Origin of the sequence: Peribacillus sp. NPDC094092 (assembly GCF_050279365.1) — a bacterium.
Classification (GTDB): Bacteria; Bacillota; Bacilli; order Bacillales; family DSM-1321; genus Peribacillus.
This window is the reverse complement of sequence record NZ_JBNNUC010000004.1, coordinates 224,340-251,337: the sequence shown is the minus strand read 5'-3', so window position 1 is coordinate 251,337 and position 26,998 is coordinate 224,340. Positions and strand designations below refer to the sequence as shown.

General features: G+C 36.1%; 16 protein-coding genes and 4 pseudogenes. 13 read left to right on the top strand and 7 right to left on the bottom strand.

Annotated features, from left to right (window positions below):
- Nucleotides 1-1,019 precede the first annotated feature (1,019 nt).
- The 4 genes and pseudogenes from ACQKNS_RS19600 (at nucleotide 1,020) to ACQKNS_RS19585 (ending at nucleotide 5,111) form a co-directional block, all read left to right on the top strand.
- A pseudogene (locus tag ACQKNS_RS19600) lies at nucleotides 1,020-1,885 on the top strand (sulfite exporter TauE/SafE family protein).
- Between the two features lie 18 nt (nucleotides 1,886-1,903).
- Nucleotides 1,904-2,517 (top strand): annotated as a pseudogene (cysC, locus tag ACQKNS_RS19595) (adenylyl-sulfate kinase).
- A gap of 29 nt (nucleotides 2,518-2,546) precedes the next feature.
- Nucleotides 2,547-3,743: pseudogene (gene sat / locus ACQKNS_RS19590) on the top strand (sulfate adenylyltransferase).
- Nucleotides 3,744-3,827: 84 nt separating this feature from the next.
- Complete coding sequence (locus tag ACQKNS_RS19585; RefSeq protein ID WP_427644948.1) at nucleotides 3,828-5,111, top strand: glycosyltransferase family 2 protein; 1,284 nt, start codon at nucleotides 3,828-3,830, stop codon at nucleotides 5,109-5,111.
- A 15-nt stretch (nucleotides 5,112-5,126) separates the two neighbouring features.
- Here the strand turns inward: ACQKNS_RS19585 and ACQKNS_RS19580 are convergent, their stop codons facing one another.
- The 4 genes from ACQKNS_RS19580 to ACQKNS_RS19565 all read right to left on the bottom strand — a co-directional run bounded on the left by ACQKNS_RS19580 (nucleotide 5,127) and on the right by ACQKNS_RS19565 (nucleotide 13,002).
- Nucleotides 5,127-5,954, bottom strand: a complete 828-nt coding sequence (locus ACQKNS_RS19580; RefSeq protein WP_427644947.1) for a glycosyltransferase family 2 protein — start codon at nucleotides 5,952-5,954, stop codon at nucleotides 5,127-5,129.
- 135 nt (nucleotides 5,955-6,089) lie between these two features.
- Nucleotides 6,090-6,701: a class I SAM-dependent methyltransferase gene (locus ACQKNS_RS19575; RefSeq protein WP_427644946.1), complete on the bottom strand. Its 612-nt coding sequence runs from the start codon at nucleotides 6,699-6,701 to the stop codon at nucleotides 6,090-6,092.
- A 92-nt stretch (nucleotides 6,702-6,793) separates the two neighbouring features.
- A complete protein-coding gene (locus ACQKNS_RS19570; RefSeq protein ID WP_427644945.1) occupies nucleotides 6,794-7,672 on the bottom strand; it encodes a glycosyltransferase family 2 protein in 879 nt (292 codons plus the stop codon).
- 137 nt (nucleotides 7,673-7,809) lie between these two features.
- Nucleotides 7,810-13,002 carry a hypothetical protein gene (locus tag ACQKNS_RS19565; RefSeq protein ID WP_427644944.1) on the bottom strand — a complete coding sequence of 1,731 codons (5,193 nt, stop codon included), beginning with the start codon at nucleotides 13,000-13,002 and terminating at the stop codon, nucleotides 7,810-7,812.
- A 574-nt stretch (nucleotides 13,003-13,576) separates the two neighbouring features.
- Between ACQKNS_RS19565 and ACQKNS_RS19560 the strand changes: the two genes are divergently transcribed.
- Together ACQKNS_RS19560 and ACQKNS_RS19555 are read left to right on the top strand one after the other, a co-directional pair.
- Complete coding sequence (locus ACQKNS_RS19560; protein WP_427644943.1) at nucleotides 13,577-14,818, top strand: hypothetical protein; 1,242 nt, start codon at nucleotides 13,577-13,579, stop codon at nucleotides 14,816-14,818.
- Between the two features lie 43 nt (nucleotides 14,819-14,861).
- Nucleotides 14,862-15,590 (top strand): GT-D fold domain-containing glycosyltransferase, encoded by a 729-nt coding sequence (locus ACQKNS_RS19555; RefSeq protein ID WP_427644942.1) that lies wholly within the window; start codon nucleotides 14,862-14,864, stop codon nucleotides 15,588-15,590.
- A 122-nt stretch (nucleotides 15,591-15,712) separates the two neighbouring features.
- On the opposite strand, the gene ACQKNS_RS19550 is transcribed toward ACQKNS_RS19555, so the two are convergent.
- From ACQKNS_RS19550 to ACQKNS_RS19540, 3 genes are all read right to left on the bottom strand, one after another.
- Complete coding sequence (locus ACQKNS_RS19550) at nucleotides 15,713-16,147, bottom strand: M67 family metallopeptidase (RefSeq protein ID WP_427644941.1); 435 nt, start codon at nucleotides 16,145-16,147, stop codon at nucleotides 15,713-15,715.
- Nucleotides 16,131-16,277, bottom strand: coding sequence for a hypothetical protein (locus tag ACQKNS_RS19545; protein ID WP_427644940.1), 147 nt, complete (start codon nucleotides 16,275-16,277; stop codon nucleotides 16,131-16,133). The genes ACQKNS_RS19550 and ACQKNS_RS19545 overlap by 17 nt, the downstream gene beginning before the upstream one ends.
- A 192-nt stretch (nucleotides 16,278-16,469) precedes the next feature.
- Nucleotides 16,470-17,561, bottom strand: a complete 1,092-nt coding sequence (locus ACQKNS_RS19540) for a hypothetical protein (protein WP_427644939.1) — start codon at nucleotides 17,559-17,561, stop codon at nucleotides 16,470-16,472.
- Nucleotides 17,562-17,778: 217 nt separating this feature from the next.
- Here ACQKNS_RS19540 and ACQKNS_RS19535 point away from each other — a divergent pair, with 217 nt between their 5' ends.
- The 7 genes and pseudogenes from ACQKNS_RS19535 to sdaAA all read left to right on the top strand — a co-directional run bounded on the left by ACQKNS_RS19535 (nucleotide 17,779) and on the right by sdaAA (nucleotide 26,494).
- A complete protein-coding gene (locus tag ACQKNS_RS19535) occupies nucleotides 17,779-18,117 on the top strand; it encodes a DUF1360 domain-containing protein (protein WP_427644938.1) in 339 nt (112 codons plus the stop codon).
- 568 nt (nucleotides 18,118-18,685) lie between these two features.
- Nucleotides 18,686-18,882: pseudogene (locus tag ACQKNS_RS19530) on the top strand (NAD(P)-dependent alcohol dehydrogenase); the annotation flags it as partial.
- Nucleotides 18,883-19,162: 280 nt separating this feature from the next.
- The gene (locus ACQKNS_RS19525; RefSeq protein WP_427644937.1) at nucleotides 19,163-19,738 is read left to right on the top strand and encodes an HPP family protein; all 576 of its coding nucleotides are present in this window, start codon (nucleotides 19,163-19,165) and stop codon (nucleotides 19,736-19,738) included.
- Nucleotides 19,739-19,950: 212 nt separating this feature from the next.
- The gene (locus ACQKNS_RS19520) at nucleotides 19,951-22,269 is read left to right on the top strand and encodes a helix-turn-helix domain-containing protein (protein WP_427644936.1); all 2,319 of its coding nucleotides are present in this window, start codon (nucleotides 19,951-19,953) and stop codon (nucleotides 22,267-22,269) included.
- Nucleotides 22,270-22,431: 162 nt separating this feature from the next.
- Nucleotides 22,432-23,667, top strand: coding sequence for an MFS transporter (locus ACQKNS_RS19515; protein WP_427644935.1), 1,236 nt, complete (start codon nucleotides 22,432-22,434; stop codon nucleotides 23,665-23,667).
- A gap of 15 nt (nucleotides 23,668-23,682) precedes the next feature.
- On the top strand, nucleotides 23,683-24,864 hold the full coding sequence (locus ACQKNS_RS19510) for an amidohydrolase (RefSeq protein WP_427644934.1): 1,182 nt from the start codon (nucleotides 23,683-23,685) through the stop codon (nucleotides 24,862-24,864).
- Between the two features lie 67 nt (nucleotides 24,865-24,931).
- Entirely contained in the window at nucleotides 24,932-26,494 is a 1,563-nt protein-coding gene (gene sdaAA / locus ACQKNS_RS19505) for an L-serine ammonia-lyase, iron-sulfur-dependent, subunit alpha (RefSeq protein WP_427644933.1), read from the top strand.
- Nucleotides 26,495-26,998 lie beyond the last annotated feature (504 nt).

Sequence of the window (26,998 nt, the reverse complement as noted above, 5' to 3'; positions counted from 1 at the left end):
AGACTTTAGAGAAATAAAATTCATCAAAATGGACTATAAAAATCCACTGAAGTGTATTACCATCTTTTTTTTGAAGATAAAATAGTTTATAAATACCTGAACATCCAATTGTTTTTAGGAGAAGTGTTCCGCATGGAGGAAAATGGCCTGATATTCAACAGTATATTGAACAACTACTTCAAAAGGGCTATTATGTACAGGCAGTAGTTACTGCAAGAGATTGGCATGCTGCATGTAAGTCTCAAATACATCATAACCATGTCAAAAATGAAGATGAAGGATATAACAATCTAAAAAATGTTTATCCATATGTTTTTAAAACATTGGATCACTTTCAAGTACCTTACATTATGATTAATTATGAAAGTATTATTGCCAATCACCTCTCTATAAATGAAACTTTGAAATTTTTACAATTACCGCAACTCACTGAAGCTGCTCTACATTCCTTAAGTTTATATAATGGAAATGAACAGTGGTATAAATTTCTAGAGTAATAAGATGATAACTTACGAAGAGTTGTATTAAAGTAAAGGATGAATTTTATTCTTAATTAAATTAATTGGGTCAAAACACTCTATCTGCCTATTGCTCATTATTTTGTTTGTGTAGCTTGCAAATTCATCTGGTGTGCCATTGTCAAGCCTTCAAATACCGTAGAATATAACTTATGATCTCTTTATTAGAGTCATTTCAGCTAGCCATACTAGTGTCTAAATAATTCATTTTGAGCTACCAGAATGATAACGATCGACCACCATTTATTAAGGAACATCATTGTATTTTTTGCATGCACTTTTGTTACCGACGGGGATACATCCCTTCTCTAACATGATAGCTTTTAGGTAAGAAATTAACTATGATGCGACCATGAAACTATACTAACTCCAAGATTTCCGTTTTTTGTAGAGACGTTTCATTCTTTGGTTTTTTATTTCACAAGTGTATATACACTGGTACAGCACTTTTATTATCATGATGGGTGCACAAAATGAAAGTCGTTTGCGGGAGGTCCACCAATGAGAAAACTTATTATTTTTGCAGTTATCGTTTTTTTTGCTCAGCTATTGATGGATCCTTAGGTATGGCGTACGGGGTTACTTCAACATCGATGTTGTTGACCTTTGGAATTGCTCCGGCTGTCGCTTCGGCATCAGTACATTTGGCTGAAGTAGTGACCACTGCATCATCTGGTGTTTCTCATGTGAAATTCGGAAACGTGGATAAGCAAGTACTTTTTAAATTAATCATTCCGGGGTCTGTTGGGGCATTTACAGGAGCTTACTTTTTGAGTAATTTACCTGGTGATATAGTAAAGCCCTATATTTCTTTTTTTCTATTGATTCTTGGTGTATATGTACTTTTTCGTTTTATGTTGTTAAACCCTGTCGTTGAAAAAAAACCAATTGATTTATCTAGAAAAAAAATTGATCTTTTTAGGAGCGATTGCCGGATTCTCAGATGCAACGGGCGGGGGTGGATGGGGCCCGATTACAACTCCAGTCCTTTTATCACAAAATGGGGTAGCTGCTAGAAAAGTAGTTGGTACAGTGGATACAAGTGAGTTTGCTATTGCTATTTCTGCAAGTTTGGGATTTCAAATTGCATTAGGTTGGCAGGATGTGAACTGGTTTTGGGTAACCCACTTATGGCAGGGGGAATTATTGACGCACCCATTGCTGCATGGATCGTTACAAAATTGCCTTCTTATTTATTGGGAGTCCTTGTTGGGGGATTTATTATATTGACTAATGCTCGAACGTTGATTAACACTTTGTCTATTCATGATTATTTCTCTCCCGTTATTTACTTGCTTATATTAATTGGTTGGACAGTGTCATTAGTCGTGGCCATCGGGAATAATAAAAAGCGTGTTCTACAATAAAAATATAGGGGAGATTACATGGGTAAACAAAAGAATATCTTTCATCATTCTTTTTCCGTTACAAAAGAGCTTAGGCAAGCTTTACATGGTCATAAAAGCTATATTCTTTGGTTTACAGGTTTATCAGGTTCAGGTAAGTCAACAATCGCGAATATGGTTGAGGGAAGACTACATAAGAAGGGGATCTCGACATATATTTTAGATGGTGATAATTTACGGAACGGATTAAATGAAGACCTAGGTTTTAGTTCTGGAGACCGCAAGGGAAATATAGAAAGAATAGGGGAAGTTGCCAAAATTTTTGTCGATAGCGGGATTGTAGTATAAGCCACATTTATTTCGCCTTATGCTAGTGACCGTGATGATGTCAGAAAAAAGGTATATGAGGGTGAGTTTCTTGAGGTTTATGTCAAGTGTCCTCTAGAATCCTGTGAGAAACGAGATCCCAAAGGATTATATAAGAAAGCTAGAATAGGAGAAATCACGCATTTCACAGGGATTTCAGCTCCTTATGAAGAACCGGTAAACCCTGAATCATTACTGAAACCAATCAATATTCTATTGAAGAATGTGTGCTTCAGATTATAAACTTCCTAAAGGATAATGAGTATTTAGAAAATAAAGATATTTAAATCAGAAAAACGAATGTAGAACATACCTGATGATTGAGGTGTTAAATGTGGATGTTCAAAGAAACATAATTGAGCCACATGGCGGCAAGCTGATTAATCCTGAGTTAACAGGAATTCCTCGTGAAGAATATTTGGATAAGAGTCAATCCCTTTCATCCCTAATTATCACAAAATGGAATATTTCGGATGTTGAAATGATCTCCTGCGGGGGGGGGGGGTTAGTCCACTTATTGGATTTATGGGGAAAGAAGATTACAAGAGCGTCATAAAAAATATGCATCTTGCAAACGGATTACCATGGACGCTTCCGGTTACTCTACCTGTAACAAAGGAAGACGCGAAGAAATATAACTGTGGGGGATGAAGTTGCTCTATACAATGATAAGGGAGAACTGTCTGGGGTCATTCAGTTAGAGGAAATGTTCGAATATGATAAACAAGAAGAAGCACGCCTCGTTTATAAAACAATAGATTCTAATCACCCAGGGGTCAAAAGGTTATTTGAGCAAGGGGACATGTATGTTGCAGGCCCTATTTATCAATTAAATAGGTCTTCACATAAGCCGTTTGAGGAATTTTATATGAATCCTAGCGAAACTAGAAAGATGTTCTCCGACCTAGGGTGGAATACTGTTGTCGGATTTCAAACGAGAAATCCTGTCCATCGGGCCCATGAATATTTGCAAAAAACAGCATTAGAAACTGTTGATGGGCCTTTGTTACATCCTCTTGTGGGTGAAACAAAAAAGGATGATATACCTGCAGATGCCCGGATGGAAAGCTATCAAATTTTATTAAAATATTACTACCCATTGGATCGAGTTCGACTTGCCATATATCCAGCGGCTATGCGTTATGCAGGTCCAAGGGAAGCGGTCTTTCATGCGCTTGTCTGAAAGAATTATGGTTGCACACATTTTATTGTTGGCCGTGATCATGCGGGTGTAGGAAGTTATTATGGGACGTACGATGCACAAGAAATTTTTAGTCAGTTTGCCCCTAGGAAAATAGGTTTTAAACCATTGTTTTTTGAACATAGTTTTTACTGTAAAAAGTGTATGAATATGGCTTCATTGAAGACATGCCCTCATTCTGCTGATGATAGGTACATTTTAAGTGGAACGAAAGTCAGAGAAATGCTTCATGATGGTCTTACTCCACCACCTGAATTTACTCGCCCTGAGGTGGCAGAAGTACTTATTAAGGGCATGAACCAAAAAAGGTAAGGGAAAATAAAGGGGTAATAACTACTATTGAAAATGTAAAATAAGTAGGTCGTAAATCAAATCCATATATGTGGAGGAAATCATATGACTCATATAATATCAATCATTTTAACTAGTTACAACAAACCCAATACAATTGGTAAAGCCATAGAAAGTGTACTCAATCAAACGTATCAGAATTGGGAACTTTTTATCATGGACGATAACTCCAATGAAGAAACAGTAAAAATCATAAAGCAATATATAAATAAGCCAAGAATACATTATTTTAACAGTAACATTCAAGATGGTGATAGATACAAAACAACAAGGTATGCAACATTGATTAATGAAGCGATTCCTAAGACAAGAGGAAAATATCTTACTTATTTAACGGATGACAATTCATTTTTTCCTTCACGTTTCGAAACGATGGTAAAAGCATTGAATCAAAATCCTTCTATAGAAATCGTATATTCACAACAATTGGTGAAAACCATAAACGAATTTGGAAGAGTTGAAAAGGAAACAGTACGGAAAACATATGGAGTATTAAAGAATCCTGTGGGGTTTGTTGATCATTGTTCAATCATGCATACTCGGAATCTTGCAGAAAGAATATACAAGGAATTTGGAAGCTACTGGAATGATGATCAAGCATACTGGTATAATGGTGATGCAGCTTTTTGGAGTCGTTTAACTAAATATAAGCCATTTCATCCTATTCCAGAAATTTTAGATATCGCGATTAAAGATGATCAATCATTCCAGAGGCTGTATACTCATTTGCCAAAGAACATACCAAACGGAACTCTTGTGAGAGGGCCTTCCTCTGAGACTTACATTATTGAAAATCAAGTACGGAGAAAGATTTTCCAAGAAGTGTTTTCAAAATTAAAATATGATTCTGGTATGGTTGTAAAGATTCCAGATCCATTTCTCTTCAAATATAAAGAGGGGACACCTATCGATAGTCAGGTATTTATAAACTTTTTGCTTTTTCCGAATCAAAGGCTCGTGAAGGCGCAAAATCACCCAGCTGTATATTATCTACAAAATAATTATAAGCACCTCATTAAAAATGAAAAAGCATTTAGAGATTTTAATTTTAGGTGGGATAAGATAATATCCGTTGATGAACATTTATTAGCCCAATTACCAGATGGTTTACCTATTGAGGAATTATCCGAAAGAACACCTATTTTGCCGGATGGCACCCTATTTAGGCATGAAAACTATTATATTAGCCTGAACAATTGTTTACATCCTATAGAAAAACAGATAGCGATGAAGCTGAAGCTTCCGGTTACGAATCCAGTTAAAATGGACCATTCGTTGTTATCTAAATTTAAAACAGAAGAACCTTTTGAGTGGAAAATTCTTTTTTGAAAATAAAAAAGCCCTTCAAAAGGGTATGTAATGATGTTCCCGTTTGAAAGGCTTTTCGCGTTCCACAGTTTCTTTAATTTCTTTCAAATCACTCATCTTCCACTTAAGAAGGAACTTTTTTCGGCTGTCTAGGATGATTTTATTCTGTAATGCTCTATTTAACCTAAAACTGCTGCTGCCATAATGATGAATAAAAACATCATTTGCTACCCATAGTTCTTTATTGGAAATTCGAGCTCTTATACTGAAATCTGCATCTTCAAAATACCCTGGGGAAAAGCGTTCATCAAGACCCCCAATCATATCAATCAAACTTCTTTTAAAAATCATACAAAGGCCGCTTAAGTAATCCACTTCATAGCCTTGCTGATCATGCTTTTGTGTCCATTCTTTAGCAAATTTTTGCATTTGGTCCATTGTCTTGTAGGTAGTTGGTATAATTGCCTGATGTGAGACGACATTATTTGATCTGGGCCCAACGATGCCAATGGAAGGATTTTTATTGAGTTGCCAAAGTAGCCTGCGTAACCATTCGTTTGTAACAATAGTATCATTGTTTAGAAGGACAATATTTTCTCCTCTTGCGATGGTAAAGCCCTGATTGCATCCGCCGGAAAATCCTTTATTTTTTTTATTTGCAATAACCTTGGAGTTAGGGAGCGTTTTTAGAAAATCAACGGTCCCATCCGTAGACCCATTGTCAACTAAGATCAATTCAAAGTTTTCCTTGCTGTGGCGAAATATGCTCGATATACATTCTTTTGTAAAAGAAAGGCCATTTCTGGTAAGTATGATAATGGAGGTTAGTGGTGATGTAGCAGTTGGATATTTATTGATCTTCAATTTTTCTCCTCCTACAAAGCAGCCCCTCATAAAGGCTATTGTTTACTAATGGGCTAGATGTAATTAAGGTAGTCATAGCTCTGAAATACGAGCTTTCATAGGAAAATCCTTTTTATTCGTCTCATTCAATCTATTTTAAAAATTGATGGTATTCAAATCCCATAAAGCTAGTGATTTATCCGTATATTTCATTTTTCCTTCCGTACAATTCTCATTAATAACCAAGATCGGTTTTGGAAAGTTGAATGGATCAATCTCTAGATTAAGAGGGCGCCAGCTTCCTGTTCGTATTTCATGATTGCTCGTAAGGGTAGTAAATGTAGTCGTTAATAAATACCTCGACTGGCTTGCTTTAAAATTGTTTAAAGCTAAATGAATATCAGAAAAACTAAAATGTACAAGACAATCTCTACAAAGGATCAAATCACCTGTAGGTAGACAATCTTTTGTAATGTCCATATGGAAAAACTGTACTTTGTTTAATGGATATTCTTTTTTATTTTTTTTTATTATTTCATCAACGATATCAATCCCAATATATAATTCTGTATTTTTGTATATTTCCTTCATCCAATTAAAATCACCACATGGTGCATCTATCATTTTTTTTATTTGAAGCTGTTTTAATATACTCGGTAATTCCTGAATGAGTGTTTTGGTTTGAGTAAGTGATGAACCCGGACCAGATACAGACTCAGAATTTCCCCACATGTTTTTCTTATAAATATTTGTAAATAGCTCTTTCATTTACATTCTCACCTTTCATCAGTTTGGTGTGTTTAGAAAGGAATTATAAAAACGACATGACACTTTTGGGGAGATAGGGCGCTTCGTAAAATCTAGAAATCTATATTAAATTTGGCAAAGTACCAATCATCATCAAATTTTCGTTTTTGAAAGTAGGCCTGTCGCTGCTTTTTAACTCCATCAAGGAGCACTTGGGATTCAATAGGGTTTGCTTTTACATGGATCATGAGTTTTTTGCACTTTTGTATGCGATAAGTATTAAAATGAGAGTAGGCCATCCTTAATAAATTATAATAAACTTCATCATAGCTAACTTCATAGGGGTGAGCTTTTCTGAATAAATGGATTATTTTCACACCAGGCAGGGCGTGGCAGCGAAATCCAAACAGCCATAGCTTAATTGAAAGCTCTACATCTTCATGTCCCCAAGTTTTAAATCCTGTTTCAAATCCGCCAACCTCTTCAAACACTTTTTTGGGGATAATAAAGCATCCTCCGGGTAATACGGCAGTTTCAAAGAGGTCATTTTGTTTAGAATTCCATTTAATTCTAAGGTTTGACTTTAAGGTTTGACCATAGCCAATGAAGTCGGAATTGCCAAACGAGGCGATTGCCGGGGTTACTGCATCCGATTTTCCTGTAATCAGTGGTTCTATAATATGATCGATCCAGAAATCTTCAAACTGTAAATGGGCATCGCAAAAAATCAGGAATTCTCCAGAAGCTTTTGTTGCACCCAAATTTCGTGCGTTAGCAGCTCCAATTCCTTCTGTTTGAAAAAGTTTAACTTGGTTTGAATGATTATAGGTATTAAGGAAGTCGCAGCAATTATCTGATGATCCATCGTTTATAATAATCACTTCGAAGGAATACTGTGTTTCAACTGAAAATAATGAATCAAGAGTTTTTTTCACATTTTCCCCTTCATTTTTGGCAGGGAATATTATTGAAATTAAAGGATGAGTTTTCATTTCATTTATCTCTCCTTTTGTAACGAAGTTTTCATTATAAAAAAATATCAAGGACTGTGAAATGGATGTTAAGAGGGGGGTATCACGATCCTTGATTTTCGTTTGTGAGTAGTTGTTGCTTTAAGGTAATAAGGTTATTATTTATGCTTTCTATAATTCTTAAAGGGATCTATTGGTGTTTTTTGCGCTCCCGAATGTAAATTATATAAAGGATGATTTTTATAAAACATATCTAATGAATCTGTATGAGTGTTTTTAAATTTAGTATCTGGGTAATCTCTTTTCTGATACGATGACATTATCCCGGAACTATAATTTTGTTGTGTTCTATCAATTTCTGTGTAATTCGGTTTATTTGGGGGATAGAGTGTTTGAAAATGTGATGTTTGTTTATTGAAATTTCTGGTTGTAGTTTTTTGTTGGATTGTTTCATTCGAGAATCGAAACGCATTTGGTTGAATTACCTCTTTGTTATTTGGCGAATTGACATCCCCAAAATTCACACGAGTATTTCCAATTTGCTGTTCTATTCCATTATTATTAAAAGGTTTATCCATTTTACTTCTTGGTTGTAAATAATTTTTGTCTTGTCCTTGAATATATTTTGCCAGTTCATCTTTATAACGTATTTCTTTTTCTTTTTGATCCTCTAACGTTTTATTTATGGTTTCAATTTTTTGAATATAATTATTTTCTTTTTCTGTAAAGTCTGTTATGGAATCTGTTAAATTATTGATCTCCTGTTGATGTTGATTCTCATTTTCCTTTAGATTGTTAATCGACTGTTCTAAAGCATCAATCTCCATTTTATAGTGATTTTTTTGCTCCGAAACAAGAGCAATCGTTTGTTTTAGATGATCAACTTCCTTTTGGTGTTGATTTTCATTTTCCTTTAGGTTGTTAATCGTCTGTTCTAAATTATCGATCTCCGCTTTATAGTGATTTTCTTGCTCTGAAAAAACCGCAATCGTGTGATTTAACTGTTCTACTTCTTGTTGATGTTGACTTTCATTTTCCTTAAGATTGTTAATCGTCTGTTCTAAACTTTCAATTTCCATTTTATATTTATTTTCTTGTTCCGTTACAAGCGCAATCGTTTGATTTAACTGATCGATTTCTTGTTGACGTTGATTTTCATTTTCCTTTAAATTCATCATCGTTTTTTCTAAATTATCAATCTCCACTTTATAGTGATTTTCTTGCTCTGAAACAAGAGCAATCGTGTGATTTAACTGATTAATTTCTTGTTGATGTTGATTTTCATATTCCTTAAAATTAATAATCATTTGCTCTAGGTTATCAATCTCGGCTTTATATTTAATTTCTTGCTCTGAAACAAGAGCAATCGTGTGATGTAACTGATTGATTTCTTGTTGATGTTGATTTTCATATTCCTTAAAATTAATAATCATTTGCTCTAGGTTTTCAATCTTGGCTTTATATTTATTTTCTTGCTCCGAAACCAGACGGATGGATTGATGTAAATGATCAATTTCTTGCTTATAGTGGTCTTCCTTTTCGGTAAGTCGGTTATTAGCCTTTTCTAAGTTACCAATGTCCACCTTATATTGACTTTCCTGTTCCGATAAGCGGTTGATTGTCTGAACATAATTTTCAATTTCTTGTTTAAAGTTTTCGATAACTTTTATATGCTGATTTTCCTTTTCGGAAAGTTCAACCATGGCTTTTTCTAAACTTTCAATCTCCACTTTATATTTATTTTCTTGTTGAGACACAACGCTAATCGTTTGATTTAACTGATCGATTTCTTGCTGATGGAAGTTTTCATTTTCCTTTAAATCTATAATCATCTGTTCTAGATTTGCAATGTCCACCTTATATTGACTTTCCCGTTCCGATAAGGTGCTGATCATTTCATTATAATTTTCAATTTCCTGTTTAAAGTTTTCGATAACTTGTTTCTGCTGCTCTTCCTTATCGGAAAGTTCGATCATGGCTTTTTCTAAACCTACAATCTCCAGTTTATATTTATTTTCTTGTTCAGATACAACGCTAATCGTTTGATTTAACTGACCGATTTCTTGTTGATGATAGTTCTCTTTTTCCTTTAAATCGGAAATCATTTGTTCCAAATTCTCAATGTTCATTTTATATTGACTTTCCTGTTTCGATAGGTGGTCAATCGTTTGCATATAATTTTCAATTTCCTGTTTAAAGTTTTCGATAATTTGTTTATGATGATCTTCCTTTTCGGAAAGTTCAATCATGTCTTTTTCTAAACTTTCAATCTCGGCTTTATATTTATATTCTTGTTCAGATACAACGTTCATCGATTGATTTAACTGATCGATTTCTTGCTGATGGAAGTTTTCATTTTCCTTTAAATCTATAATCAACTGTTCTAAATTTGCAATGTCCACCTTATATTGACTTTCCTGTTCCGATAGGTGGCCGATCATTTGAGTATAGTTTTTAATTTCCTGTTCAAAGTTTTCGATAACTTGTTTATGCTGCTCTTCCTTATCGGAAAGTTCGATCATGGCTTTTTCCAAGCTTTGAATCTCGGCTTTATATTTATTTTCTTGTTCAGATACAACTATAATCGTTTGATTTAGCTGATCGATTTCTTGCTGATGGAAGTTTTCATTTTCCTTTATATCAGTAATCATCTGTTCCAAATTCTCGATGTTCACTTTATATTGACTTTCCTGTTTCGATAGGTGGTCAATCGTTTGAGTATAATTTTCAATTTCCTGTTTAAAGTTTTTGATAACTTGTTTATGATGATTTTCCTTTTCGCAAAGTTCAATCATGTCTTTTTCTAAACTTTCAATCTCCAGTTTATATTTATTTTCTTGTTCAGATACAACGTTCATCGATTGATTTAACTGATCGATTTCTTGCTGATGGTAGTTCTCTTTTTCCTTTAGATCTTTAATCAACTGTTCTAAATTTGCAATGTCCACCTTATATTGACTTTCCTGTTCGGATAGGTGGTCGATCATTTGAGTGTAATTTTCAATTTCATATTTAAAGTTTTCGATAACTACTTTCTGCTGCTCTTCCTTTTCGGAAAGCTCGATTATGGTTTTTTCTAACCTTTCAATCTCCACTTTATTTTTATTTTCTTGTTCAGATACAATGCTAATCGTGTGATGTAACTGATCGATTTCTTGTTGATGTTGAATTTCATTTTCCTTTAAATTGTTAATCGTGTGCTTTAAATTTTCAATCTCCAACGTATATAAATTTTTTTCTTGTTCGGATACAGCGCTGATCGATTGTTTTAACTGATCGATTTCTTGGTGCTGGTATCTTTCTTTTTCCTTTAGATCTTTAATCATCTGTTCCAAATTCTTAATTTCCACCTTATAATGACTTTCCTGTTCGGATAGGTGGCCGATTATTTGATTATAATTTTCAATTTTATGTTTAAAGCTTTCGATAAGTTGTATTTGATGATTTTCCTTTTCGGAAAGTTCGATCATGGCTTTTTCTAAATTTTCAATCTCTATTATATATTTATTTTCTTGTTCGGATACAGCGCTAATCGTTTGATTTAACTGATTGATTTCTTGTTGCTGAAAGTTTTCTTTTTCCTTTAGGTCGGTAATCATCTGTTCCAAATTCTCAATGTCCACCTTATCCAGACTTTCCTTTTCCGAGAGGTGGTCGATTGTCTGAACATAATTTTCAATTTCCTGTTTAAAGCTTTCGATAACTTGTTTTTGCTGCTCTTCCTTTTCGGAAAGTTCGATTACGGCTTTTTCTAAGTTTTCAATCTCTATTATATATTTATTTTCTTGTTCATCAGATACAACGCTAATCGTTTGATGTAGCTGATTGATTTCTTGATGCTGGTATTTTTCTTTTTCCCTTAAATCGGTAATCATCTGCTCTAAATTTGCAATGTCCATCTTATATTGACTTTCCAGTTCCAATAGGTGGTCGATCATTTGAGTATTATTTTCAATTTCAAGTTTAGAGTTTTCGATAACTTGTTTATGATGATTTTCCTTTTCAGTAAGTTCGATCATGGCTTTCTCTAAATTTTCAATCTCAACTTTATATTTACTTTCCTGTTCAGATACAACGCTAATCGTTTGATTTAACTGATCGATTTCTTGTTGCTGGTATTTTTCTTTTTCCCTTAGATCGGTAATCATCTGCTCTAAATTTACAATGTCCACCTTATAATGACTTTCCAGTTCCAATAGGTGGTCGATCATTTGAGTATTATTTTCAATTTCAAGTTTAGAGTTTTCGATAACTTGTTTATGATGATTTTCCTTTTCAGTAAGTTCGATCATGGCTTTCTCTAAATTTTCAATCTCAACTATATATTTACTTTCCTGTTCAGATACAACGCTAATCGTTTGATTTAACAGATCGATTTCTTGTTGCTGGAAGTTTTCTTTTTCCGTTAGATCGATAATCATCTGTTCTAAATTTGCAATGTCCGCCTTATCTTGGCTTTCCTGTTCCGATAGGTGGCCGATCTTTGAAATGTAATTTTCAATTTCATGTTTAAATTTTTTAATATCTTGTTTATGAAGCTCTTCCTTATCTGATAGTGCTTTTTCTAAATTATTAATCTCCACTTTATATTGCTTTTCTTGATCGTATAAAAGATCAATGGTTTTAGTAAGATGATTCATTTCATTTTTATATTTCATTTCTTTTTCATTGAGTGAATGAATGGTTTCTTTTAATCCTTGAATTTCTTTTTTGAATGTATTTTGCTCTTGAAAATAAAACATAACTGTTTCAACTAATTTCTCAATCTCTAAATTAATGCTTTGTACATCTAAATTAGTTATTTTTTTATTTACTGGAGCAAGAAGTGATTTCACTTCTGTAAGCCCATCCGCCATTTTTTTAAAACCTTCATGGCCGAACTTTTTAAATTCCTCATCTTTTACATTTTGTTTTTGAGCAGACTCATAATCTTGAACTTTCTTTTGAAGAGAAGCAATTTCCCTTTGTAATGTTTTATTCTTATCTTCAAGAGTTTTCATGTCATTTTTTTGCTTTTGGTCGTTTGTTTTGGTTACGTACTGTAGTTCGGTCTTATATTTTTTTATTTCTTCCTCCATTTTCTGAACCTTGGATTCTGCACTCTTCCTTTCATGTTCCTTACGATTGATTAGTTCTTGATATGCTCTTTGTTCATTTATCATTTCTTCATTGTGTTTTATTAATTTCCTTATTTTCTTTTTACTATAATCCACTTCGTATTCATTAATTTTTGATTTGTATAGGGAAAGTTCAGATCTAAGGTGAATGATCATTTGCTGAAGTTGAACTGGAGTTATTTTATTCAATTTACTTTTTTGAAGTTCATTGGCTTTTTCATCATCTGTGTACAAAATAACCACTCCTTATTTTTGATCACGTGTGAACAGCTCGCAATCTCCGGCCATTTCTAATAAAGGAATCAATTAGATAGGATGAGATAGCGGCCGTAAATGACCAAGAAGTTCCTATGCGGAGATGTTTATCAAGATTTTTATGGGTGGTAACTTAAGATGGTGTACTCGTTCGTGAGATTGTTGGTGTTTCTTTGTAATAAAGAACGTAGCGATTTCCAAATCATGCTGGGGGTTGGTAGATAAAAGTAAATACCTCCTCATAAAATAACCATCTTGACAGAAAAATCTTTTATTCTTATGACGTGTTTTAATCAAACACTGATCCCTTTATAAATGATTCCATAATAGTTATATGTACCGTATTTCAATTTGGTGATTGCATATTATCTTATTATTCCCTCACAATTTCACAATCCATTAAAGACCGCTAAGTTTATTCTTTATCATTTCTTCATTACTCTTACATATCATTAATAATGGGTGATATAAGGTTTGTGATGAAACAAGCCGCACGGTATTATTTATCCTTTTGAAAATCAAATCGAACTGGGATTAAAAGGGGGATCCATAAATGGATTTTAGAGTAGAAGTTGGAAATAAGGAGGCAGGAACCATACCTTATGAGTCTCTCCCGGCATTTACTTATCTTTTTAGGGAACTGGGTTTTGATGTGCAGCCAGATACTGAAAATCACAAAGTACATTTAAGTTCTGCATTGCATGGTAAAAGAATTATACTTTCTTCCGATCAAGATATTAAACATAACACCTTTAGAAAGAACCTTCTAGAAAGGAAGGTGCTGGAGTATATTCAAACATTCCTTTCTGCATGTGGGGTAAAAGTGATTCTTATGGATGAAAAGAAGGAATCAGAAAGAGCTGATTTTCATGTATATTTATCACTCTTTGAAATTCCGGTAATAAAAGAGCCCATCCTTGAGTTAATTCATAATTCCAAATCCTCTAATAAAAAGTTATTGGATATTTTTCATTATGAATGTACAAAAACTGGAACAAAATTTAAATCTAATGAGGTAGTTAGGGGTACAAATAACCCTTTTATTAATATACAGATTATGTATCCTGTTATTGCGGATGAAGATTTTTGGGAAAAATTTGGTGAAAAATATGCGATGTCCATAACAATAGGAATATTAGCCAGATTTCAAGAAAGTTCGCCTTTATCTGTTTTGTCATTAGTTCCAATTGAATTTTTCTCAAACATGTTTGTTCATTCTGAAAATACTGGGTTAAATTTAGAGCCTGTCATGCAAAAAGAAAAAAGGTTACCAGGAAAGAAAAGGTTTTTATTAAAGAAACCAACTAGTATTAAAAGAAATGAAGCAGAAGTATTTTTAGATTATCATATTTTTATTGAAGAACTTGAAGAGCGTAACAAAATCAAGCTTATTGGAAATCTTCATATAAAAAATATCGGAACGGAAATTTTGCGCAATCCAGTTATCTGTTTGCGTTCCACCCCTTCAGAAAGTATAAAAATATCTGGGCAAATATTACCGCCGAATGTTGCCGAAACTTTGGGGGTAATGAAAAATGAAGAAACAAAAGGGTGGAGATATATGAATGATGAATGGTTTGAAGAAATGGAGAAGGGAGAAACCTGGATATGTCCAATTCAATCTAAAAATATTAACCCTAGGCAAACAGAATCTTTAACGAATTTACAAATAAGCGTCCTTCAACCCGTAGATAACAGCAATATTCGTGTAGAAGCTTTTGTGTTTTTTAAAGAACAGAATCTTGAAATCAGTTCAAGTAATCAAATTTCCTTATTATTAACGAAGAAACAATGATGTAAAAGGGTAATTGGCAGAGCATATTGGGAGGGGAAGTGGGTTGGTTGAAGGGAATTATCACTTTGAGAAACAGTTATTAGATAATACGAAAGTGATAAAGTTATTGGACCAAGCGATAAAACAGAAAAAAGGTTTTTCTCTTGCCCGTTTTGGGATAGGTGAAATAAGCTATTTAAGCTGGCCTGCCAATGGATTATTGGTTCAGGAGTTTAAACGATATGAATCTTATGCGGGCGCATCGCTTTCACCAGAGATAATGAAGAGGGAATTGGTCAGGTCTTTGTGGGATACAGACATTGCTGGTTTGATAGCTCCTTGGCGACTGGATCCTTGGGCAAAACAAACCCGAATTGTACTTGAACAACTGAAGTTCATGCCATCGAAAGCTTGTTGTGCTTGGATCATGCAGAGCCTCTTGGATGAGGGGACATTATGGCCATGGCTGAGTAATAAGAAGGTATTTCTTGTTGGACGCCGTTCAAAAGAAGCAGAAATCGTTTTTAAAGAACGGGGCGTACAAATTACCGGCAGTATGGATTTAAATGGATATGCGGAATTAAATGGAGTACAAAATGAGCTACAGTCTAATCAGGACTGGGAAATAGCGTTAATTTCTGCAGGGATTCCGGCAACCATTTTAGCTCCAAGAATTGCAAAATTCACCCAGAAGGTTGCCATTGATTTCGGGCATGCCCTTGATATGATTCTTGATGGAAAAGAATACAAGCATTCCAACCTAGTAAAAAAGTGGAACGATCAGTTTTCTTAATAAGGAAAAAAACTAAATATAATCATTGTGTGGAAAGAAAAAAAGGATATAAAAGAATACTCGCAGATTCAACCTTGAATACATAAGGAAGAGGTGCGAGTATCTTAGTTACATTAATAAATTCAGTTTACGAATTTTATTTGAATCGGAAATGCTTTTTTTTCTGTTAGTTTGAAACATTTTAATTCAGGGGTAGAGTTTGCAAACGAAATAATTAGGTGGCCTACCTCTGGGTAGTTATTTAAGGAAATATCCCCCTCTGACGGATAAGCACTATCAGTTGGGTGGGAATGATAGATACCAATTAAATCTTCATTCCTCCTATCGATAAGATCAAATACATGACGAATTTGATCTAAATCCATCGAGTAGGAAAATGAGCTTCTATTGACATTTTCCATAGGCCAAATTGTTTCTGCCACTCCATTTTCCCCTGAAAGCAGTCCACAGGCCTCATAAGGAAGTTCTCGTTTGCAATGGGAAATCATTTTTTGCTTAACATGATTGGTGATGTAAAAAGTACCGGCTGATAAACTTAAATCATTTGTTTTTTCCACAGCAACCTTTTGCCCGTACTGGCCGAACCTGGAGGGCAGAGGGAGTGCTTTGTTGATGTTGTTGAATGGGCTGCGGGTTAGGCATTCCTAATTTTCTTCTTACTTTACGTCTTAGCTTATCAGATGCCATTTTTTTCTCTCCTTTTATAGGTATGCTCTATAAATATGAAAACATGAATCTTTAGGTAACCTAATAATTAATAAATGGGTCGCCTAAAATACGGGGTACATTTACTAAGTGTTTAAATGAATAATGGAATTAGACTTTTCAAGTTTCTTTACAAAAAAAACCGAGAGATTAATATCCCTCGGGTTTTTAGTATTATACAGGAAAACGTTCGCAATCTCCTACTTCAACCTCTAATCCAGGGTTAGCTCCTTCTGTCAGAGATATCATTACCATAGTAGATGAACCATTTATTGTAAGCGTAGCTGTATCTCCCCCTGGGTCAAGATCAGTTAAGGTTAGAGTGAAGCCAGCATTTTCTGGTAACCCTCCAGCAGGTGTGATAGTTCCAGTACCTGTTACTGTAAGCGTTCCTCTTGCTAAATCACATACAGGCTGGTTAAAGTCACTGGCTGTAAACGTGAAGCTTTGGTCAATATCATCATCTGGTGTTCCGATAGGTGTCGGTCCTAGTGTATCTAGGAAGGTAACTTGTATTCTGCTACCAGAAAGGGTACATTGGTCACAAACTAGAGCCGTGAGATCCAATTGTCCTGTTGTAAGGCCACCAATACCGCCTTCTCTTACACTAATAGTTGCTTCGCCAGTAAAGTCTGCTGAACCTTGGCAGTCGCAGTTCAATGTCGGGAAGAAGGTTGGGCATTGTTGAGGGAATCGTGGTGTTGGGCATATGAACCCATCTTCTTCAATCGGAATGACAGGACGTGGTCCACAAAACTTAGCTTCGACCTCTAGCTTAACCTCAGCTTCGACTTGAACATCTTTACACATGGTCACATCAAGTACAACCATATCACCAAGCATTTGATTTAAAACGACTGTACATTGAACATCGAAAATATTACAGTTGATTTCTGTTCCCTCTGGGAAACAAAGGATTACTTCATCCATGAAACTAACTGGTACTACGAAATTACACCCTGGGATTGGTTCTCCGTTGCAAAAGAATTGAACCCGGATATGGACATGGAAGGCAAGGGAAACAATTTGGGCCCCTGGAACAGTAGGAATATTAGCTGGAATGGCTCCGATAAAATCACAGCTTCGTGTACCAACTACTTCCGAACAAGTAGCTGTTATGGTGTTTCCATCATGACGTGCATCTTCAATTGCTGCAAAGCATTCCTCAGGTATTTGAACTTTATTGCGATCACGATTTGTTAGAACAACCCAGTCATATACTTTTGTAACACGAATACATTCAGGTCCGATGGGGTTCGGTACCACTTGTCGGCCCTGAATAGATTTGACGTTCCTTTTTTTCATCAAACATCTTTCCCTTCAGTATCAGGTTTTGAACACATTAACATACTATGGGGATATCTTTTTATGGGTACATTTTTCTCAGAAAATGGGCTAATAAAATTTGGGATTTATAGATGTATATTTATATAATCAAAATTCAAATCATAAAATAGTAAAAGAAAGATTAGGAGGTGAATAGGTGTTTGATATTGAATGGCTGGATTTTTTTGTTTTGATATTGGCTACCTTCCGGTTAACACATTTAATTGTATTTGACGAAATCACTTCATTCATCAGAAAACCTTTCTTGACTGCCACCATCCAGGAAAATGCCTCTGGACAACTGGAGGAAATCATTGAAATAAAAGGATCAGGACTTCGTTATTTCATTGGATCGCTTTTAAGTTGTTATTGGTGTGTAGGGTTTTGGTGTTCCCTTATTACTGTACTTACCTATTATTATTTTCCTGTCGCTTTCCCAATCATATTGGTCTTTGCTGTTGCGGGAGCTGCTTCTTTTATTGAATCTAAAGTATGAAAGTGCATTTTCCCTAATCGTGTAAAAGTAAACAATGAAAAACTTAATGAACTTTATGTAATTTGATTGGCGAATATAGTTATTCAGACTTGTATTATATGCTGATCATCATAAAAGTGCTTTATAGACAGAGAGGCTCATATATTCTTAGGTTAAAATTTTGACAGCATGGGGCAGTGCTCATTTACAGTAAGTACAAGAGGGCTTAAATTCTATTGTTAAGAATCAGGGAAGCAATTGATTGCTTAAAATCCATTCGAAACGAATGGATTTTTTCTTCTTATTACTGAAGGGGAAAATAAAGTGAGGAATACTTCATTAAAAATACTTGTCGACCGAGATCATTCGGGTGAGGCAATTATTATGGCAAATAATGCAGAAGAAATCTTTAGCCAGTTTGAGTTGCTGAAAATAGGCATAAGACCCCTGTTCCTAGAACACAGCTTTTACTGCAAAAAAATGTTTGAACAAGGCTTCATGAAACATGTCCCCATACATAAAAGATGAAGATAGATTAATGGTCCCGCCACTTGAATTCACGCGTCATGAAGTGGCTGAAGTTCTTATTAAATTGACAACCAGCAAGAAGGTGATATTGAGTCAAAATTCACCGGAACTCTAAATTTCCTCAATGAACTTGTTGAAGCGGGGAAGTTAAAACTGGTCATTGACAGATATTAAGAAATTCTAACCCATACATATGTAGAGAAAGGACACAAGAAAGGAAATCTCGCATTAATTTTGGAACATAACAGCAAGACATGATAATAAGCAAGCTTTTATAAAGCTAAAGGGTGCGTTCTGATTATCAGGATGGCCGGCTAATACTAATCTATACTCATTATTAATGGCAAATCCTCAATAAAATAACCAACTATGATGTAAGCTTCACAGACTAAGAGGGGATTGTTAATTGTTTTAGGGGGAAAACATACAATGAATATTCAGATATATATTTAAAAATTCATTGTTTTCCTGTAAGATAACAATATATAAAAACCCTGTCGACTTGTCGGCTTACTTAGAAAACGTGAGGAATACATAAATGATGGAATTAGAAAAAAGTTTTGAGAAAAGTCTTGGAAAAAGTTGGAGTAATCAACAAAACATAGGTTTAACAGCCTATTTAAAGAAAATGAAGGGCGAAGCTAGAGAAAAAGACAGAATTGATTATTTGGATTCCTTTGTTTCAGCTACAGGTGGACTCATTGCCATTATCATTATTAGTTTTATAGCTGTCTATTTAGGATATCCTATGGCATTGGCTCCGCTGGGGGCGAGCTGTGTTATTGTTTTTGGTGCGCATAAAAGTCCCTTGTCACAACCCCGTAATGTTATTGGAGGACATATAATCTCTACAATATCAGCCCTTATCATTTGGAGCTTTTTTGGTAAAAGCCTATTCATTATCGGTCTGGTACTGGCTATTGTATTAATTATCATGACTTTTACAAAAACCGTTCACCCTCCCGCAGCAGCAAGTGCCCTTGTTTCGATCAATTCTCAAGCTGGCTGGGGATTCCTGATCCCGATTGTAATAGGTACCTTATTATTAGTTTTAATATCGATGATTTATAATAATTTATTTCAAACAAGACAGTATCCAAAACACTGGTTATGAAAACCCTATTTTACTTTTATATGTGTCTTTTTTATAGCACCCCGCTTATTGTACTGACTGCTTCACTTCAATAAGCGGGGTGCTGTGGCTTTTCTAACTAATAGAATGAAAAACCTTGCTTACCATCTTATTTCATGAAAAATAGCGTTTGATCATGATTTGCTAAAGCTTGATGGGCAGTGGTAAAATCCCAGTAAAAAAGGTGAATGTTCATGTCTGAATCATTAATGGAAGATTCTTACCAAATCAGTTTGCAAAATATTCGCCATCACTCACAGCATATCCATTTAGGAATTGAAATTCTTTTCGTTATCCGGGGAGAAATTGAGGTGATGGTCAATCAAGATTCTTTTCACTTGGCGGAAAATGATCTTCTGCTTATTAATGCTAATGATGTCCATACCGTAAAGGGTCATGAAGATAATGTAGTTCTATTGCTGCAAATTCCCCTTGATTCCATCGGGCAGCATTATCCGGATATTCATGTGTGTTATTTTGACTGCCATTCATCCAAAGAGGATAACGGGTTATATCTTCTTTTTGACCAAATCCGTCAACTCTTGGCTGAAATTTTGATCGCACATTACCAAGAGCTGGATGGAAGTGAACTCGAAATCAAGAGCCAGATTTACAAGTTAGTTACACTCCTGATCCGGAATTTCAAAACGACACATCTTGGGCAGAATCGATTTAATGAAATGAAGGATGAAAGAATTAGGGATATCCTAACTTTTATTGAAAAAAATTATCGCAAACAGATGTCATTTGAGGAGATTGCCAAACGGCAATATTTATCCTTATACTATTTGTCCCGTTATTTCAAACAGTCTGTTGGTGTGAGTTTTTCACAATATGTAAAACAAATCCGTTTGAAATCGGCTGTTCATGAGCTGTTATATACCGATCATAACATTATGAAAGTCTCGTTAAATAATGGTTTTCCAAATGTGAAAGCTTTTAACAAGGCATTTAAGGAAATGTACAATCAAACACCTGCCGAATATCGAGGTCTTCACAAAAAAGAACCTTTCCAGGAAGTGAATAATATAAGCGAACAATATACCTTGGTGAATTCGCCGGACTTTTTAATTGAATTGAGCAAGTATATTTCGCAAACGGACCAAAGTGTTAAGGTGAAAGAATCTGGAGTTTCGGCCGTACATATCAACCTGCCGCAAGAGCCAGTTCTTGTGAGGAAGAAAGCTCAGCGATTACTGGTGATTGGACAGTTGGAATATGCCTTAAATGAAGAGGTTCAAGCAGAATTAAAGCTTATTCAGGAGCGGCTCCATTTTGAATATGCCTATTTCGCGAACCTATTTTCCCCCACATTTACGACAATCGACCCGCTTTTACAAATAGGTGGGCCGTATTATAAGATTGATGCTTTATTTAACGAGTTTCAAAGGCTGGGTTTAGTTCCATTCATAAGTGTGGATATTGAAAAGGAAGTCGTTAGCTGCCCGGGTTATTTAAAGATGCTAGATGACTTTTTACGGCATGCTGTCAGTTATTTTGGCGATGCCTTTGTCGGAAAATGGCAATTTGAATTGGTTTTCTCGGAGTGGGATCAAGAAGCGCGGACTTTTTATCAACAATACTTCCAAACTGTGAAGAAGAGGGCTTCCACCGCAAAGGTCGGAGTTCAAGTGCCTTTTTCCTTAGAAAAAGGATTATCAGTCCCTGTTACTGAATTTTTAAAGCAAATGGATCAAATTGACCTGGTTTGTTTTAGCTGCAATCCAAATGAACAAGTTGATTTTACCGATATGGATAACAGCTCCTTTAAGGGAGTAAAAGATTATATAAAGAAATCGTGTATCGAATTAAAAGCAAAGCTTTTGTCAGCTGGCTTGGCTGGCACACCAATTTACCTGACAAACTGGAATACACTCTACGGTAATACAGTAAATTTAAGTGGAACTTTTTTTCGTTCAGCTCTCATTTTTAAAGATATGCTTGATATTATAAAAGAGATTTCCGGTTTAGGATTTTGGATTGATACCCATTCATTAGAAAAAAGCAATATAGATAATGAAAATATTGCAATGAATGGAATTGCCCTGCTTTATTATTATCAAATAAAACGTCCGGCGTTTTTTAACATGCAATTAATGGCGAAAATAGGACTGGAGATTTTAGCCGAAGGTGAGGACTTTGTACTGACGAAGGGGAAACAAGGGTACCAATTGGCCATTTATAACAATTCCTATGTTAATCCCACTTATTCTGTCGAAGGTTTCTTTTTGCGCTCCTTAACCAAGGAAAAGAGAATCATGATTTCAGGGCTGCCTTCTGGTACATATCAAATTCGCAAACACATTCTCGATAGAAATAACGGTGCATTTTACTTTAATTGGCTCAATCTCAATCAGCAGTATATTTATGACCAGGAGATCATTACCTATCTTAAGCAGCGAGCTTATCCAGATTTGCAAATTTATGAGGAAAACATTGATTCGGAGCTTTTTTTACAATCCACTTTGACGTTAAATGCCATTCATCTCTTTGAAATTAGGCCATTAGGTTAAAACTTAATGGTCTTTTTTTGTTGTCCGGTGAAGCCGAGTATCGAAAAAGGACAAATGAAGGGGTATGTTTTCGACAATGATTGGAATGTTTTCAATACTTAAAATATTTATAATGAAGACAAGAAAGCGATTACATAAATATTATTGCGGAGGTAGCCTTTTATGTCTGTTTCTCAAGGAACGATTAAGAAGCAAAGTGAAGTAAAACTTTCGGTATCAAACGAAAAAAATACCGGTGGAGTTTTGTTGACTACAGCTTTAATGGCTGGTTATTCCATGATTTACATGGACAAAAACATGATTTCGACTGCAATTATTCCAATTGCTGAACAATTCCATCTAACCACAAGTCAAACCGGTTTGATCATGAGTTTATTTTTCCTGGGTTATTCGTTAATGCAGATACCTGGGGGATGGCTCGCAGATAAGATTGGATATAAAAAGGTACTAATGCTTTCGCTTTCGCTTATTACAATATTTTCATTCGCATTTGGCCTTGCTGGAAGCTTATTGATGTTTATTTTGATTCGTTTCTTGGCTGGTATTGGCCATGCAGGCTACCCTCCAAGCTGTTCAAAAGGAATCGCCGAAAATTTCCCGAAAAAAAGACGGACTTTTGTTCAATCGCTCATTTTGTCAACGAGTGGAATTGGCGGAATTTTGGCTTTTGTGATCGGGGCCAGGCTGATTGACTTGAATTGGCATTATGCCTACTATGCACTGGGGACAATGTTTGCGATCTCGTTACTTTTGGTTGCCCTTTTGGTACCTAATAGCCATCCAACTGCCAAAACGAAAACGGAAAAGAAACAAGTTAGTTTTAAATCAGTGATTTCCAATCGAAATGTAATTATTTTATTCGTTGCTATGCTGCTTGCGAATGTAGCTTTTTATGGAAATATGTCATGGCTGCCAACCTTCTTAAAGACAAAATTTACACTATCCATTAGTACGGTTGGGATAATCCTGGCAGTGAACGCTATTGGTGGAACGATAGCCTCCATATTTGCAGGGGTATTATTGACAAAGTATTTTGCTGGTAAGGAAAAGTTACTGCTATTGTGCTGTTCGGTAGTTTCATCCTTGTTGTTTCTTGGTTTAGTATTTTCAAATTCATTGGCCCTTTCCATTGCTTTCTTATATGTGCTTACATTTTTATTAACTACGATCTTTGTGGGGATTTTCTCTTGGCCGCACAAGATTTTACCTGAGAAAGTAATTGGGTCATCCATCGGGATCGTCAATACGGGTGGAACGCTTGGGGGCTTTATTGCTCCAATGGCATTCGGTGCTTTAATTTCTATGGCCGGTGGATCGTTTTCTATCGTATTCATCACCTTGGCAATAGCCGTTGTAATATGCGGTCTAGTAATACTTACCGTTAAAACAGAAAAATAGTAGGAGGGGAATATGATGTTAGATCAACTAATGCAAAAACTTGAAGAGAAAAAAGAAAGAATGATAGAAATTCGCAGATATCTCCATCAACATCCTGAATTATCTTTTAAAGAAGAAAAAACGGCTCAATTCATTGCTGATTTTTATAAAGATAAAAATGTAATAATACGGACAAATGTTGGCGGTTATGGAGTGGTTGTGACAATCGAAGGCGGACTCGCAGGTAAAACGGTTGCCCTTCGTGCTGATTTTGATGGACTGCCAATTATGGAAGAGGCAGATGTCCCATTTAAATCGAGTAATCCAGGTGTTATGCATGCATGCGGTCATGATGGCCATACTGCCTATTTAATGATCCTAGCCGAAGCATTGATCGAAATAAAAGATCAATTAAGGGGAAACGTTGTTATCTTGCATCAGCCCGCAGAAGAAACGCCTCCTGGTGGAGCAATTGCAATGATTGAAGATGGATGCTTGGAAGGTGTGGATAGTATTTTCGGCATTCACCTTATGTCCCTATCGGCGACAGGGGAAGTCTCTTATCGTGCTGGAGAAATGCAGGCCGGACGCTCGTATTTCAAGGTGAAAATCCAAGGAAAAGGCGGACATGGTTCGATGCCGCATACAAGCAATGACAGTATTGTCGCAGCAAGCCATTTTGTTGTTGCAGCCCAGACGATCGTCAGTCGCCGAATCAATCCTTTTGATATGGCGACAGTAACGATTGGCTCGTTTGATGGAAAGGGATCATTTAATGTTATAAAGGACAGCGTGGAACTTGAGGGAGATGTTAGGACCATGTCCAGTGAAGTTCGTTCTACAGTGGAAACTGAATTCAAGCGAATTTTAGCGGGGCTTGCTCAAGAGTTTGATATTACCTATGACCTAATATACTCACATGATTACCCTGTTTTAGTGAATGATGATGCCATGACGGAACTGGTTGTAAGTGGAATTAATAAGGCCGGAATTCCTGAAATCAAAGCGTTATTGGAAACACCGCCAATGTCTGGGTCGGAGGATTTTGCTTACTATTTGCAAAAGATTCCTGGCAGTATGTTTTATGTTGGAGCAAAGCCGGAGGATGGTCCGGTTTATCCTCATCATCATCCTAAGTTTGTCATTAATGAGGACAGCCTGATCATCGCAGCAAAAGCAATGGCAGCTGTAGTTGCAGAATATTTTGGACAGAAGTAAAGAAGGGGAGAAGGGTTCGGTTCTTATGCTTACGGCGTAGGAACCTTCTTCCTTAAGGAGTGATCACATGTCATTTACCAATTTGAAAGAGTTAATTGAACTAGCAGAGCAGGAGAATACAACGATTTCGGAATTGATGATCAAAACAGAGGTACAACAGAAAGGTTGTTCCAGGGAGACGATTACAGAAAAAATGTCGGAACAATTTACTGTAATGGAGGAGGCCGTCCGCAGAGGTACAATGAGTCCTGTCATGTCGCGTACTGGTTTGACGGGAGGGGATGGAAACCGTCTTTATCAGTATGCCAGTAACGGGAATTCCTATGTCAATCCCAGAACATTGAATGCTGCTGCAAATGCGCTTGCGGTATCTGAAGTAAATGCTGCAATGGGGCGGATTGTGGCGACGCCAACAGCTGGGTCCGCGGGAATCTTGCCAGCTGTCCTTGTTCACGCCCTTGACAGCGGGAATTTTACCCGAAAGCAAATAGTACAGTCAATATTCACTGCCTCTGCCCTTGGCTTGGTTGTTGCAAATAAGGCTTCGATATCAGGGGCAGCCGGCGGTTGCCAAGCTGAAATCGGTTCTGCAACCGCAATGGCTGCCGGCACCCTAGTAGAGCTTGCCGGTGGAACACCCATGCAGGTTGGAAATGCCGTGGGAATTGCTTTGAAAAATTCACTGGGGTTGGTATGTGATCCGGTTGCTGGGTTGGTGGAAATCCCATGCATCATCCGCAACGGTTTACATGCAATTACCGCACAAGCTGCTGCAGATATGGCTTTAGCTGGAATAGCAAGCGTCATTCCACCGGATGAAGTGATTCATGTGATGCATGAAGTCGGACAGCAAATGCCCGAATCGTTGAGGGAAACCGGGATAGGCGGACTCGCTGGAACACCGACTGGACAAAAATTAAAGAAGCAGATTCTAAGCGGAAAAAACAGTGGCGGCGGGCCTGCAAAATACCAAAGTGCGTATGAAATCATCGGACCGGTAATGGTTGGCCCTTCGAGTTCCCATACAGCGGGTGCTGTCCGAATCGGGAATATTGCCCGCCAGCTATTAAACGAAAATCCATTATATGCAAAGTTCTCGCTGATGGGATCCTTCGCCGAAACCTATCAAGGTCATGGAACAGACCTGGCACTATTAGCCGGAGTTCTGGGGTTTTCTACGATGGATGATGGCATTCCAAATGCCAAACAAATTGCTGAAGAAAATGGCTTACAATATGAATTCACGAAAAGGGTGCTTGGAAGCTATCATCCGAATACAGTCCTTGTAGAATTGACAGGGGCCACACGTACAGTAAAGGTTTTGGCCAGCTCTTTAGGCGGTGGTAAAGTGGAGGTTCAGGAATTCGATGAATATCCATTTAAATTTTCAGGAGAACGGCCAACACTTGTGATTCGCCATTCCGACCAAAAAGGGGTGATTGCCGAATTATCTGATATTCTTTATCAAAAGGGGTTCAATATAGCCCGAATGGCCAATGAGCGATCCAAAATCAATGGTGCTGCCATAACCATTTGTGAAATCGACAATACAATCGAAGACACTCTCTTATCTTTATTAAAAAGAGAGATTCCTATTATTGACGAAATTGTCCTGGTTCAAACTAAGTAATCCCTTAAAAATTATCCATTAATCTCGCGACTGTATTTTCGAAGAGCCAAAAAAGGATGGTATGCGAGTAAATTCATAAAAGGCATTCGGATTTTATTTTTCCGAATGCCTTTTGTCTAAAATCTGAAGCCAATCTTGAGGAAGGGTGTTTTTTTTTATGATTGTTTTTCCCATTATGCTCATCATTTGTGTTATTAGCCTGGGTGAAAGTATGAATGTAAGCTGGCTGGAGTTGCCCCTGGTAGATTTTAGATAATTTTCAGAAAGGTAGATTTCCGATATGCTTGATATTGCTAAAAATAAGATTCACGATTTTACAGAAAGAACGAAATTCCCGGTGAATAATTTTCTATACACTTGTTTGGACTTCATATTTGCCACTCCATGATATAGCAGTCGAGACTGCAAAGGCAACCCGTACAGTAGAAGACAAGAAAAAAGCAGTTTTCTAAATGCTTACGAAAGTATCAAAAAGATGTCGAATCGCAAGTATGTAACATGTGA

Bases quoted from the DNA above. Each gene is read 5' to 3' on its own strand.
- ACQKNS_RS19585 (WP_427644948.1), top strand. From the start codon at position 3,828: ATGACTCATATAATATCAATCATTTTAACTAGTTACAACAAACCCAAT.
- ACQKNS_RS19575 (WP_427644946.1), bottom strand. From the start codon at position 6,701: ATGAAAGAGCTATTTACAAATATTTATAAGAAAAACATGTGGGGAAAT.
- ACQKNS_RS19570 (WP_427644945.1), bottom strand. From the start codon at position 7,672: ATGAAAACTCATCCTTTAATTTCAATAATATTCCCTGCCAAAAATGAA.
- ACQKNS_RS19560 (WP_427644943.1), top strand. From the start codon at position 13,577: ATGGATTTTAGAGTAGAAGTTGGAAATAAGGAGGCAGGAACCATACCT.
- ACQKNS_RS19545 (WP_427644940.1), bottom strand. From the start codon at position 16,277: ATGGCATCTGATAAGCTAAGACGTAAAGTAAGAAGAAAATTAGGAATG.
- ACQKNS_RS19525 (WP_427644937.1), top strand. From the start codon at position 19,163: ATGATGGAATTAGAAAAAAGTTTTGAGAAAAGTCTTGGAAAAAGTTGG.
- ACQKNS_RS19520 (WP_427644936.1), top strand. From the start codon at position 19,951: ATGTCTGAATCATTAATGGAAGATTCTTACCAAATCAGTTTGCAAAAT.
- ACQKNS_RS19515 (WP_427644935.1), top strand. From the start codon at position 22,432: ATGTCTGTTTCTCAAGGAACGATTAAGAAGCAAAGTGAAGTAAAACTT.
- ACQKNS_RS19510 (WP_427644934.1), top strand. From the start codon at position 23,683: ATGTTAGATCAACTAATGCAAAAACTTGAAGAGAAAAAAGAAAGAATG.
- sdaAA (WP_427644933.1), top strand. From the start codon at position 24,932: ATGTCATTTACCAATTTGAAAGAGTTAATTGAACTAGCAGAGCAGGAG.